Source organism: Borrelia maritima (genome assembly GCF_008931845.1).
Taxonomy (GTDB): Bacteria; Spirochaetota; Spirochaetia; order Borreliales; family Borreliaceae; genus Borreliella; species Borreliella maritima.
Genome location: NZ_CP044535.1, coordinates 888065 through 902176, shown reverse-complemented (window position 1 = coordinate 902176; position 14112 = coordinate 888065). Strand labels below are relative to the sequence as shown.

Below are 14112 nucleotides of genomic sequence, written 5' to 3'. Positions count from 1 at the left end.
CTATTATTTAGTATAAAATATAGAACAAACTTACCTAGTAATAAAGTTGCGCTTCTATTACATGCATGCATTATTTTATGTCATAAAAGTGTACTACTATAACTTTTATGCTATCATTAATAATATTATTTAAAATATTGAAACTTTTTCCCTAATTGAACTGGAATTAAAATATAATTTGCAGCATTCAAAGCATTCCTGAAAAGAAAATTTTGGCTGGAAGAAGTATCTAAAAAAAACATAATCAAAATTATAATCTCCTATATAAAAGGATTGGACAAAAAAATACTATTAATTGACTTAGATCCTTAAAATTCTTTAACTTCTTATTTTAATAAGTATGTTTCTGATGTTGAAAAATACAATGTTTATAATATGTTAAAGAAAGATTTTCATTTTAAAAAATACTTAAATAAAATTAATGACCATATATATAATTCCTTCTCATCCCATGTAAGAAAAATTCAATTTATAAGGTACAACAAAAGAAAATTTATTAAAATATTATTTAAATGTTTTGATAAATAAGAAAAAAGTATTGAAAGTGTGAGATGTAATACAAACAAACTTACTTTTCTAAATACAATCCTATCAGAATTAGTTAAAAATGCTATAACGCTTGAAATTACCTAGCAAGTTTTATTATTTTAAAATTTTTAAAAATTCAAATCCTAACTATATCTTAGCTCTAAATCAATACGGGTTATTTAAAACTTTAAATAAAGATTATATAGAGAATATACTTACTATTTTAAATTCAAAACATAGAGAAAAAAGAATATCTATTAAAGGTGACAAGCTAAATATAAAAATATGAAACAAAAAAATTTTTTGCACGGAAACTTATTCAAAAAATAACATAGTTAAACAAATACGTTAAAACATTCTTAAATGTTAAGATTATATATTTAGTATTTACTATTTCCCCCAAATATAAAATAATAAATATTATTACATTACCACATCTCGTTGAAACTTCCCTAACCTAAAAAGAATTTAGAGAAATAAAACACTAAATTTTAAGACTATTTTTTGCAAATCCTACCAATAAATAAAAATTTTGTTTCAATCAAATACTTATTTTAAAAATTAGCTTTCGCTATTTAAAATCTTAAAGATTTAATAAGTTCAAAGTTAAAATTAAAAAATCCAATAAATATTAGCTATAATAACTAAAATAGAAATAAAAAACTCAATAATAAATAATGGTAAAACAAACCTAAACCATGTACCATAACCTAATTTAGATATCCCTAATACAGCCATTATAACTCCGCTTGTAGGTGTTATTAAATTAATAAGTCCGGATGAAGTTTGCATAGCAATAACAACCGAAGATCTTGGCATTGATAAAAAATCAGCGAGTGGAGCCATTATTGGCATAGTTAAACTAGCGTGACCTGATGAAGATGGAACAACAAATCCTATAAATACTTGAATAATTTCATTCAAAATAATAAAAAGGGGTCTGGGAAGATTATATAAAAAATTAGTAGCAGCATTTAATATAGTGGCAGTAATCAAACCATCATCGCATACTATCATAACACCTCTAGCAAGCCCAATAACAAGAGCTGCTGTTATTAGACTTTCAGATCCTTGCACAAATGCATCCCACATTTCAGATTCACCCAATCTACAAATAAAAGCTGCTATAATAGCAAATCCAAGATATAACATTGTCATTTCCTGCATCCACCAACCAAGCTTAACAATACTAAATATCAAAAATATTATCATGAACCCAAATAAAAGCAAAACCAATTTATGAGCAAAAGTAAACTCAATACCATTTTGAGCACCATCTCTGGTAGAAATATTGTTCTTTTTAACAAAATACTCATAATGCTCATCTTTTTGAGAATAAACAAGCGATTTTCTAGGATCCTTTTTGATTTTAGATGCATAAACACAAACATAAACTATCGCAACTAGTACCGATATAACATAAAGAACAACTCTAAAATAAAATCCATCCTGCAAACTAATAGAAGCTATTGCAGATGCAATTCCTGTAGCAAATGGATTTACAGTAGAAGCCATAGTGCCTACTCCAGCTCCCAAAGCAATAATAGACGCTCCAACAAGGCTATCATAACCTAAAGCCACTATCAAAGGAATCATAACAAAATAAAAAGGAAGGGTCTCTTCACTCATTCCAGTTACAGTTCCGCCGATTGAAAAAATAAACATTAATAAAGGAATAAGCAACCTATCTTTATGTCCCAATTTCTTAATTAAAGAATAAATTCCTGCATCTATTGCCCCTGTTTTCATAATAATTCCATAGGCACCTCCAACAATTAAAACAAAAACAATAACTTCGACTGCATGCTCCATACCTTTTGACATCGCAGTTAAAATAGTCATAATAGGATGCAAAAATCCTCTAGGCTCTCGATCTACATAATGATAAGTTCCAGCAACAACTATCTCTCTTTTAGGCCCATCACCTATTTGCCTAAATTCTTTATCAAACTCACCGGCGGGAATCACATATGTTAATATGGTAACAAAAACAATTAAAGAAAATATTATCGTAAAACTACTTGGCATTTTTATCATAAAATTCCTTCCAAATTTCAAATAATTAATTTAATATAAATAAAATCTTTATCCCAAAGTCGATACCATAATAGCTTTAACGGTATGAACTCTATTTTCAGCCTCATCAAAAACAACTGAATTTTTACTTTCAAAAACTTCTTCTGTAACTTCAATTCCATTAAGTCCATATTTATTAAAAATATCCTTACCAATCACAGTATTTAAATCATGAAAAGCAGGTAAACAATGCATAAATATTGCATCATCCTTTGCCATGCACATCATCTCTTTATTGACCTGATAAGACTTTAGAAGATTTATCCTATCTTCCCAATTACTCTCACCCATACCCATAGATACCCACACATCCGTATACACAACATCAGCGCATTTAACGGCCTCTTCTTTAGAATCTGTAATTGTAATTTTACCACCACTCTCTAAAGCTAAAGACCTAGCCTTAAGCTCCAAATTGGGATCTGGGAAAAGCTCTTTGGGAGCAAAAATTCTAAAATCAAGCCCCATAATAGCACAACCTTTCAATAAAGAATTGGCAACATTACATCTGCCATCACCACAAAATACTATTTTAATCCCTTGTAAACTTCCCTTATGCTCTTTTATTGTCATTAAATCAGCCAGTATTTGGGTTGGATGAGAAACATCTGTCAGGCCATTATAAACAGGAACATTAGAATAATTTGCTAAACATTCAACGGTCTGCTGAGAAAATCCTCTAAACCCAATCGCATCATACATGCGTCCTAAAACTCTCGCAGTATCTTTCATAGACTCCTTTATACCTATTTGGTTGCCTTTAGATCCCAAATAAGTGATATTTGATCCTTGATCATAAGCTGCAATCTCAAAAGCACACCGAGTCCTTGTTGAATCTTTCTCGAAAATTATAACAATATTCTTTCCTTTAAGCTTCTGCACTTCAATTCCTGAATATTTTGACTTTTTTAAATCGATCGATAAATCAAGTAGATATTCAATATCTTTGCTTGTAAAATCTAAAAGATTTAAAAAGCTCCTATTTCTTAAATTATACATCAACCCTCCAACCTTACAATGAGTTTTTAAAAACCCATTTGGCTAACTAGACTTTTACTAAACTTGAATATTAAATATCCTCTCTTACTAAAGGCATAGACATGCATCTTGGACCACCTCGACCTCTTGAAAGCTCACTAGATGGAATTCTATGAACTTTAATACCATTTTCTTCAAATAATCTATTAGTCACGTGATTCCTAGAATAAGCAACTACTTCTCCCGGAGCTATGGTCAAAATATTAGCACCATCATTCCATTGTTCTCTTGCTCCATGTATTAAGTCTCCACCCGCACATTTTATTATGTCAATCTTCCTGCCAAGATAAAAACTCAAAACATCTCTAAGTTTTGCTTTTTCTTTTTTAATATTAACCTTGCCAGAGCCTGAATTATAAGTTAAAACATAAATTGAGAAATACATATCATCACTCGTAAAACTTGTAAAAAGGCTATAATCAATTTGAGTAAAAACTGTATCTAAATGCATATAAGCCCTATTTTTTGGAATTTTAAAAGCCAAAATTGTGTTAAATGAAGTCTTATTTTTAAAAAGACTAACGGCTAATTTTTCTACAGAGTTAGCTTCTGTTCTTTCAGAAATTCCAATAACCAAAAGATCTTTGTTTAAAACAAACTCATCTCCACCTTCCAAAGAAGTCTCTTCCCATCTATTAAACCAAATTGGAACATTTTCTTTGTAAATGGGATGATATTTGAAAATATACTCTGCAAATACTGTTTCTCTACGTCTAACCTTAGTATGCATTTTATTTATTGTAATTCCATTCCCAATACTAGCAAAAGGATCCCTGGTAAATAAAACATTAGGCATAGGATCAATAATAAAAAGATTTTCACCATTAACTAAATCATCAAGAGAAGATGCATAATTTTCAAACTCCTCTCTTGTAACGCCCGAAATCATTTTAGAGACCATATTCTCAATAGGTAAATTAGAAAAATAATCTTTTAAAATATTAACTGTGCTATCTGTTTTTATTTCTGCTTCCAGAATAAATTGAGATATAAATTTATTTTTGATCGCCACAGAAGAAGCAAGAACCTCGCTAACAAGATCCTCAAGGTACTCAATTTCAATTGAATTATTTTTTAAAGTATTTACAAAAAATTCATGCTCTTCTCTTGCAACTTTAAGATAGGGAATATCATCAAATAAAAACTTTTTCATAATAAAGGGTGTAAGATTTTCTAATTCTTCTCCTGGCCTATGAAGCAAAACCTTTTTTAAACGACCTATTTCTGAAAATATATTTATTGGATTTAAATATCCTTCCATCAATTGCCCCTTTATAAAAATTGCCTTATTTATATTTTAATATTATAGTTTATATTAAAAAATATCAACTATTTTTTAAATTTTTTAAAAAAATATAGGCGTAGAAAGCAGAAATCTTACTAATAACAAAAAAAGAAATTCTTAAATAAAGAAAAATTTAATTGAAAACATCAGCAACAATTATGCTAAAATACTAACATGAAGAAAATTCATAGATCAATATTAATGTTCTCTATTCAAATTTTGCTATTTTCTTGTGCCTTAGTTGCAGAAGATACTAAATCAAAAAATCTAAGCACATCAGACATTATATTGACACAAAACACACCATTAGAAAGCTCTTTAATGAAAAATCCTTCTGGTGTAGAATATCGAATAGCAATATCCAATATCCAAGAAATTTTAAACAATAATAATTCTTTTTTAATAAAAAAAACAGCAGCCAAAATCAAAATAAGCCCACAAAAACTAGAAGAAATAAAAAACTATTTAAATGCTTATAAAAACTATTTAAACAATGAAAAAGAATGGATAAAGTTTATAGATCAAAGTAGCGTCAATGGCAATCTAATAATTAAAATTGATACTGCTTTTGAAAAAAAAACATATTCTAATCATGCGAATTCAGATAATAAAAATTTAACAGAACTAATAGAATTACAAATGCACCTGGAAAAAGAAATTTTAAACTTAATTGAGCAAACATTTCATGACAAAAATTTAGGCTACATACAATTAAATCATATTAATTCATTTTTTCCTCAAAAAAATATAAACTCAATAACAAAAGAAATAATAGATGGAGAAGAATATGTTGCACCTCACATAATAGCAAATCAATTATTAAAAATAAAAAATAAAAAATATTTTGAACAATTCATGAACTCTTTAAAGATTGAGAACAGCACAATAAAAACAATAATTGAAAAACAAAAAATTTCAGATCTTCATAATGAATTGTATTATTCAAAACAACCGACCCCTAAAAGAAGGAAAAGGTCAACCACTGAATCCGATAATAGTAATCAGCATGATATAATACCAAAAATAATAGACCCAAATACAGGCATTGAAATAACCCCTAAAAATTTAAGATCTCTTTTATCAAATGGCGATATAATACTAATTAAACCAAAAATAGACTGGACAGAATTTTTTTATTTTTGGCAACATGTAGGAATATTTGATGAAGAAAAATACGAAGCTACCAAAAAAATCGCATTCAATGGGAATGACAGTTTTGATATAAAATCAATAATTACAAGCAATCAAATCAAATTTGATACAGCATCTACTCAAGGCTCAGGGTATGAAAAACTCTCAACATATGTACAATCAAGAATATTAAAAATATTTTCGCCAATAACAGATACAAGAACAATTCAAAAAGCTATTAATTTTGGAAGAAGTAGATATATTGACAATAACTTTGGATATATGATTCCATTAATATCATCTAATTTATGGACAGATTCATTTGATCTTGAAGAAATTCACAACAAAACCTATTGTTCTCTAATGGTTGACAGAATATATAAAATAGCAGGACTTAATGTATCAAGAAATTACGAAATTTCAGGAATAATTACTCCTGGAGAAATAAATGCAGCCGCTTACAATTTTTATATGTCTTATACGATTACAGGAATATTCCCAAGCGTGCTTCCAAAAAGGCTTATTAAACCAAGCTTAAAAGAAAAATTCATTGGTTATAACAAAGAAATAGTAGATACAGTGGAATTAAAAAAATCAAAAGAAGAAATTTTTGGAAGAGCTTGCAATATAATAAATCTTTGGTGCTCAGGAAGTTAATACTATTTACTATATGGACAAATATTATGCATGCATTTTGATTAACAGTAATGAAAAAATTATTTTCAAATCCTGGGAAGAATGCAAAACTGCTATTAAAGGGAAAAATAATAAAATAAAAAGTTTTAGAACAATAGAACAAGCTCAAAATTGGTTATTCGACAACGTAGATAAAATTTATCATCATCCAATTGGAATATATTTTGATTCTGGAACAGGGAGAGGAAAGGGTGTAGAGATTAGAGTTGTAAACGAAAAAGGAATTTCGATATTAGATAAAATCCTAGATAAATCCTTGATTAATGAATATGGAAATCATTATGTCAAAAATTTTCAAGGAATCAGCAATAATTTTGGAGAATTACTTGCCCTATACACAGCACTCAAAATAGCATTAAAAGAAAATGTAACAGATATATTTGGTGACAGCAAATTAATAATTGACTATTGGTCAAAAGGAATCTATAATAGCAAAAAATTAAAACAAATTACTATTAATTTAATCAAAAAAACAGCTGAATTAAGGAAAAAATTTGAAGAACAAGGTGGAAAAATTTCTTTTATTCCAGGAAATGAAAACATTGCAGATCTTGGTTTTCACAAAGCTAAATAAAAATATTGTTAAAAATTGCACAAAAACAATGTTAGTGATTTCAATGGCTTATTTTTATTGTTGTGCAACAATAAAAATAAGCCCTGATTATGAAACTGATTTTAAAGTTTTAGAATCTCCCTCTAAATACATTAAAATAAATGTAATTAAGGCAGCAAAAGAATATATTTATATTCAAATTACGAACAATAGTTTAGACATAGTAAAAATAAATTGGCAAAACACTAGTCTTAATAATGATAAAATTGTTTTAAAAAAAGAAGATCTTACAATAAACAATGAAATAAAGTACAAGAATAAATACAGAGAGTTTTTTATTGGGCCTAAAACTTCATTTAAATTTAAAGCATATCCACTAAAAATTTTATCTAAAAACAAAAATAGCGATACTCTAACATCAACTATTAAATATCCATCTATTTTCAAACTCAACATAACAAAAGCAGGAATTGAAGCAAAAAAAACAATAAATGTGTTAATAAAAAGAACTATTAAAATCAATATTACTAATAAATAAAAACTATTATTATTTTTTTGTTTTTCTGTTAATTAGAAGCTCGTAGTTTGTATCTTTATTATTTTCAAATGATGCTTTTACAGGAGCAAAAAAATTCCAAGAAATATAAATTGTAAAATTATTTCTCCAGACAGGAGAATAAATACCGTCAGATCCTTTTAGCAAATCTGGTTCTAAATTATATTCACCAATAAACTTCCAATCATAAAAATTAAATTTGAAACCTGATGAAAACTTTTTAATCTTAAAAAGTGAATTTTTTCTGTCTTGAGTATTAAAGAAATTGAAAGATTTTAACAAATCATCAAAGATGTTGACAGTCTCAAGGCCAAGTTGATCCATATACCCTTTAAAGTATCTAAAAGTCTTAGTATTGATAGAAAAAGTAGAAAAGTAAATTTCTAAAAATTCTGTATACTTAAATTTAAAAGTTAGTGAAGAGTGGAGCTCATTATCCGTAAATTTCTGTAAATTTATTTTCCAGCCAACATCTACCCCTAAAGTAAGAGAAAGTTTCTTGTCAAACAAGCTTAAAACATACAAATCCTTCTTGTAACTAGAATTTAAAGAATATGGAACAAGCTTAGTTGAATCTCCAACCTTATAAAAATCTCCTTTTAAAGGATCATAATTATATTCAAAGTCATCTTTCATAGCAAACAAAAACTGAAAATCAACAACGTTGAGCTTAAACGAAAGTTCAGAGACTCTATTTATTAAAGGATTATAAGCAACTAAAAAACTAAATTTAAAATAATTTAAATATTTTGGCTCAATTTTATAATACAAAGCAGGAGACATTTCTAAATTTTTATAAGGCGATGAAGGTCTTTGGGGCTCCAAAGGATTCACTAAAGATTGATCAACAAAAATTCCGGAATTTTTAACATCTTCTTTAAATTTCTTATAATATTTAATTCCAATTCCAGCTTCTTGCAATAAATAAGGAAAATCTAAAGAAAATTTAAGATCAGAAGATGCCTTAATATCTTCAAAGCTATTTTTTAATTCCCCTGAAAGCTCAGCACTAAAATGATTATAATCATAAATTAAAGAAGCTGTTAAGCTTTGATAAAAAGTTTCCGGATCAGATAAAAAAATACTGCTATTCTTATCAACTAAAGATTTTACATCTGAATCATATTTTCTATTAAATGAATACAAAGTAGACTTATTCTCAAACTTTAAAGTACTTCTAGAAAATAAAGGGTATCTAATAAACGGAAGCAAATTTAAATTTATTTGATTAATAATAGAGTGTTCACTTTTTTTATCTTTATCTTCAACTTCAAAATCTTTATTTGAGGGATTATACTCAATAGTATTAAGATATAATAAATTTTCAAAAGTAATTAAACGATTGTAAAAATCAGCATGAATTTTTATATCCATTTTATTTTTTATATCAAATAAATAATTTTTTATTTCATAATTAAAATCTTTTGGGCTTGTAATGCCATAATTATTAAAAAAAACATTATTTCTCAAATAAGGATTAATACCAAACCTAATAAAAAAAGAATCAAATTGATCAATGTTATTTAAAATAATTGGTTCTGGAGAAATATGTAAATTTTTATTTAAATCTTTTATTTCTTCAGACTTTTCTCCCTTCATGCTCTTTTTATCTTTGTCTTTAGCTTCTAGATTTTTAACTTCTGGGCTTATTATTATTTCTTTAGCATCGGCTGAAAATGTCCATTGATTATTGTAAAGGTCTTTTTGAAAATTTAAATCAATATATGGAGCATAAATTCTCTCTAAATAAAACCATTTTCTTGTAGGATCATTAGTCTCTTTTGGTTTCTCCAAAGGAGATTTAACGTAAAGATTCTCATAACCCGACAATTTGAAATTTAAGCCCAAATTATTTAATTTGTAATCTAAAATTGAATTATCATTAAATGTTCGTTTATAAAAAGAAGACAAATTCCAATCAAAAGTGCTAATACTAGTTTGCTCTTTAACTGAATCTTTATCTAAATTTAAAAGAGAAAAAAATGTAGCGCTCTCTATTCTATCTCTAAAATCAATATTGACATATGGATCAGAATAGTGCTCTAAAACAACTGAAAAAAGTGCGTCACTTAAAAGAAATTCTGTTTTAAATTTAAGCAAGTATCTAAAAGGAACTTCAAACCCAAATATATCTCCTTTATTAAAATTAGAAAAACTAAAAAGGGATTGTTTTAAATTTCTGTTGTCAAAAGGATAATATCCTCCATCGTAACTATAAATATTCCTAGTAAAACCTAATCCAAAATTTCCTTCCAGAGTTTTAAAATGCCCCAAAGTATTGCCCAAATCAAAATCAATTCCAGAATAAAATCCTAGATTAGAATAAATATCAAAAATCAATTTAACATAATCTTTACTAGTATTATGTGCTAAATTTTCTGCAAAAAAATAAGTTAAATATCCATTTCTTATATAAGGTTTTTTACCTGAATTATAAACAGAATTGAAATCAAAATCCAAAAAAGAAGAATCTTCGCTTGAAGATTTATTACCAAAAAGATAAATAGTATTAAAAGCAGAAAAACCTTTTCGTGGATTTAGGCCTAAAGATGGATTAAAAAATAAACTGTCTCCCGGTCTGAAAAAAAAGGGAATATAAAATACTGGAACTCTTCCCATGTAAAATATGGCATTTAAAAACCCAAAATCTCCTGAAGGCAACACCCATATTTTAGCAGCCTTGATCGAATAGTAAGGATCTGGAATTTTACTAGTTGTTGCAAAGGATTGTTCCAAAATGGTAACATCATTATCCATCTTTTTTAAAACCTTCCCCCCAAATGAAAGAATATGATCTATTTTATTTTTTTGCATTTTTTTTTGAAGAATACCATCTTTTAACAGAAAATTTTGAGAATCAAAATCAACAAAAAATTCATTACCATAAAAATAAAGCTTTTCATTATTATCCATATCAAGAATGTATTCAACATTCCCAATAGAATAAAGTTTTTTAGAATTCTTGTTAAGGACTATTCTGTCACCCTTAATATTATGCTTCTTATTCTCTTTAATATCTTCAACTAAGATAGTAACTCTTCCTTCAAAAATAATGCTCTCATCCTTAGTAACCCCATAAGTGAAATTTTCAAGATTGTCAGTAGTTTCAATTATTATTTTATATCTACCAGATCCAGAAAGCCCTTTCCCTTTGACAAAAAGCTCAGGATCTATTCCAAACTTTTTTAAAAGTAATTCTCGTATTTTTGAAACATCAGTTTCTTTTAGGCCTTCTTTTAAGGCCCATTTTTTCAAATCTTCATCAGTTGAAAGCTCAAGTTCTCTTAAATAAGATTTTTGACTTAAAGTTAGTTTATCCCTTTTTTTAGAATTCTCATTATTTGCAGTCTGAGCAAAAATTGCATTAGAAAATGCTAAAAAAATTAAAAATATTACAAAAGATCTTTTAAAAACATTCCCGTATAGGAATTTTCGCATTTTGCAACCTCTTCAGGAACACCAGAAACAACGATATTCCCCCCCGCCAATCCACCATCAGGCCCCAAATCTATTATATAATCCGCCTGTTTAATTACATCTAAATTATGCTCTATGAGTACAACTGTATTACCATTAGAAACTAAACGCTGTAAAACCTCTAACAGCTTCTTTATATCATCAAAATGTAATCCAGTTGTTGGTTCATCAATAATATAGAAGGTTTTACCCGTACTTTTTTTGCTTAGCTCAAAAGCCAACTTAATACGTTGAGCCTCACCTCCTGATAAAGTTGTTGCAGATTGTCCCAATTTAATGTATTCAAGCCCAACTTCAATTAAAAATTTTAAATAATGATTAATTTTGGGAACATTCTCAAAAAATTTACTAGCTTCACATATACTCATTTCTAAAACATCATGTATATTTTTCCCCTTGTACCTAACCTCTAAAGTTTCTTCATTAAATTTTTTACCCTTACACAAATCACAAGGAACAAAAACATCTGGTAAAAAATGCATTTGAATATTAAGATATCCATCTCCTTGACATTTCTCGCACCTCCCACCCTTAACATTAAAAGAAAATCTACCAGCTTTAAACCCCCTTGACTTTGCATCCGGAAGCTTAGCAAAAAGCTCTCTAATTTCTGTAAAAAATCCAACATAAGTTGCTGGGTTTGACCTTGAAGTTCTCCCTATTGGTTTTTGATTTATTTGAATAATTTTGTCAATTTTTTCATACCCAATAATATCTTTAAACCCATCACAATACTTTCCATCAAGCTTTAATCTACTATCAAGAGCTGGATACAACACTTCGTTAAGCAAAGTACTTTTTCCACTACCAGAAACGCCTGTTATTACGGTAAAAACTCTCAAAGGAATGCTTACATCTATATTTTTAAGATTATTTTTATTAGACCCTAAAAGCAAAATTTCTCCCTTATCTGTTTTCCTTCTAGAGCTTGGAATATCTATTTTAAACTTGCCACTCAAATATTGACCTGTCAAGCTATTTTGACTATTTAAAATATCAATTAATGTACCTTTTGCAACTATTTCACCACCAAGAATTCCAGCACCGGGACCCATATCAATAATATAGTCTGCGGTACGTAAAGTTTGCTCATCATGCTCAACAACAATTACCGTATTGCCAAGATTTTTAAGATTAACAAGAGTAGAAATTAATCTTTCATTATCTCTTTGATGAAGACCAATACTTGGCTCATCAAGAACATAAATAACACCCGAAAGCGCTGATCCTATTTGCGTAGCAAGCCTAATACGCTGAGCCTCCCCCCCAGAAAGACTGCCTGATATTCTATTTAAATACAAATAAGAAAGACCAACATCAATTAAAAATTTAAGCCTACTTTTAATTTCCTTTAAAATTTCTTTAGATATTTTTTCTTCCACCACATCAAGTTGTAAGTTTTCAAAAAACACATAAGAATCTAATACAGACAAATTGGTAAGATCTTGAATGTCTTTTCCATTGATTTTCACAGTTAAAGCTCCAGCGCTTAAACGCTTACCTTTGCATGAATTACAGATTTTTTTAGACATCAAATTTTCATAAAAAATTTTAGTGCTCTCTGATTCTGTTGCAAGATATCGTCTTTTTAGTAGGGGCAAAAGTCCTTCAAATTTTTTGGAATAATGGAATCCCCCATCTACTTCCTTTGCTTCCATTTCTTTAGACTGGTAAATAAAATCTATTTTTTCGTTTGAGCCGTATAAAATCTGCTTAAGCACTTTATCTGGGATGTCTTTTATTGGAGTTTTTAATTCAAAATTATAATGTTTGGCAAGTCCCTTAAAAATAGCTACAGACCAAGATGAACTTGTCTTAAACGTAAGAAAAGCATCATCATTAAAAGAAAGACTGGTATCAGGACAAATGCTCTCAAAATCAAACTCAAGTGTAACACCAAGCCCAGAACACTCGCTGCAAGCACCAAATGGACTATTAAATGAAAAAAGTCTGGGCTCTATAAGAGGGAGTGAAAATCCACACAAAGGACAACTATTGTGCTCTGTAAAAAGTTTATCTATTTTTTCCAAATCATTTTCAATCTCCACTCGTAAATACCCATTAGAAACAGCAAGAGAAGTTTCAATAGATTCTGCAAGCCTAATTCGAATATCATTACCAAGCTTGATTCTGTCAACTATAATTTCAATGGTATGTTTTTTATTTTTATGTAAATTTAAATTAAATGCATCTTCAATTAAATAATCTTCGGAATTTATTCTAACTCTATTAAAACCTTGATTTAATATTTTTTCTAAAACTTTTTTATGTGAGCCCTTAGAACCCCTTACAATTGGCGCAAAAAGCACAACTTTGGATCCTTCGGAATAACTTAAAATAGTATTAACTATTTTATCCAAAGATTGTTCTTCTATTAATCTGCCATCATTCGGACAGTACGCTTTACCTATTTTCGCAAATATTAGCCTATAATAATCATAAATCTCGGTAATTGTCCCAACAGTAGAACGGGGATTGTTGCTTATTGTTTTCTGCTCAATAGCTATGGAAGGGGAAAGTCCGTCTATATAATCAACATTGGGCTTTTTCATTACACCTAAAAACTGCCTTGCATAAGCTGAAACAGACTCCATATACCTTCTTTGTCCTTCTGCAAAAATAGTATCAAAAGCTAGAGAAGACTTACCAGAACCACTTTTGCCAGATATTACAACTAAACCATCTTTTGGAATATCAACATCAATATTTTTTAAGTTATGTTCCTTTGCTCCCCTGATGATAATTTTTTTATTCAAACTTTTTTCCAAGGAT

General features: G+C 28.4%; 8 protein-coding genes. 3 read left to right on the top strand and 5 right to left on the bottom strand.

The genetic code is table 11. The features are described from left to right. Positions 1-1140 precede the first annotated feature (1140 nt). The 3 genes from DB723_RS04255 to arcA form a co-directional block, all read right to left on the bottom strand. Positions 1141-2565, bottom strand: a complete 1425-nt coding sequence (locus DB723_RS04255) for a YfcC family protein (RefSeq protein WP_151552876.1) — start codon at positions 2563-2565, stop codon at positions 1141-1143. A 48-nt stretch (positions 2566-2613) separates the two neighbouring features. Then, positions 2614-3603, bottom strand: coding sequence for an ornithine carbamoyltransferase (gene argF / locus DB723_RS04250; protein WP_151552873.1), 990 nt, complete (start codon positions 3601-3603; stop codon positions 2614-2616). Positions 3604-3673: 70 nt separating this feature from the next. Beyond that, the gene (gene arcA / locus DB723_RS04245; RefSeq protein ID WP_188093265.1) at positions 3674-4906 is read right to left on the bottom strand and encodes an arginine deiminase; all 1233 of its coding nucleotides are present in this window, start codon (positions 4904-4906) and stop codon (positions 3674-3676) included. 195 nt (positions 4907-5101) lie between these two features. Between arcA and DB723_RS04240 the strand changes: the two genes are divergently transcribed. The 3 genes from DB723_RS04240 to DB723_RS04230 are packed head-to-tail and all read left to right on the top strand — an operon-like array spanning position 5102 to position 7845. After that, positions 5102-6715, top strand: a complete 1614-nt coding sequence (locus DB723_RS04240) for a hypothetical protein (RefSeq protein ID WP_151552869.1) — start codon at positions 5102-5104, stop codon at positions 6713-6715. A 13-nt stretch (positions 6716-6728) separates the two neighbouring features. After that, positions 6729-7328 carry a ribonuclease H family protein gene (locus DB723_RS04235; protein WP_151552867.1) on the top strand — a complete coding sequence of 200 codons (600 nt, stop codon included), beginning with the start codon at positions 6729-6731 and terminating at the stop codon, positions 7326-7328. Then, positions 7297-7845: a hypothetical protein gene (locus DB723_RS04230; RefSeq protein ID WP_151552865.1), complete on the top strand. Its 549-nt coding sequence runs from the start codon at positions 7297-7299 to the stop codon at positions 7843-7845. The genes DB723_RS04235 and DB723_RS04230 overlap by 32 nt, the downstream gene beginning before the upstream one ends. A gap of 9 nt (positions 7846-7854) precedes the next feature. Here the strand turns inward: DB723_RS04230 and DB723_RS04225 are convergent, their stop codons facing one another. After that, complete coding sequence (locus DB723_RS04225) at positions 7855-11301, bottom strand: LPS-assembly protein LptD (protein WP_151552864.1); 3447 nt, start codon at positions 11299-11301, stop codon at positions 7855-7857. Further along, complete coding sequence (gene uvrA, locus DB723_RS04220) at positions 11256-14108, bottom strand: excinuclease ABC subunit UvrA (protein WP_151552862.1); 2853 nt, start codon at positions 14106-14108, stop codon at positions 11256-11258. The genes DB723_RS04225 and uvrA overlap by 46 nt, the downstream gene beginning before the upstream one ends. Between the last annotated feature and the right edge of the window lie 4 nt (positions 14109-14112).

Coding starts and splice junctions, on each gene's coding strand:
- DB723_RS04235 (WP_151552867.1), top strand. CDS start 6,729: ATGGACAAATATTATGCATGCATTTTGATTAACAGTAATGAAAAAATT.
- DB723_RS04240 (WP_151552869.1), top strand. CDS start 5,102: ATGAAGAAAATTCATAGATCAATATTAATGTTCTCTATTCAAATTTTG.
- argF (WP_151552873.1), bottom strand. CDS start 3,603: ATGTATAATTTAAGAAATAGGAGCTTTTTAAATCTTTTAGATTTTACA.
- DB723_RS04255 (WP_151552876.1), bottom strand. CDS start 2,565: ATGATAAAAATGCCAAGTAGTTTTACGATAATATTTTCTTTAATTGTT.
- DB723_RS04225 (WP_151552864.1), bottom strand. CDS start 11,301: ATGCGAAAATTCCTATACGGGAATGTTTTTAAAAGATCTTTTGTAATA.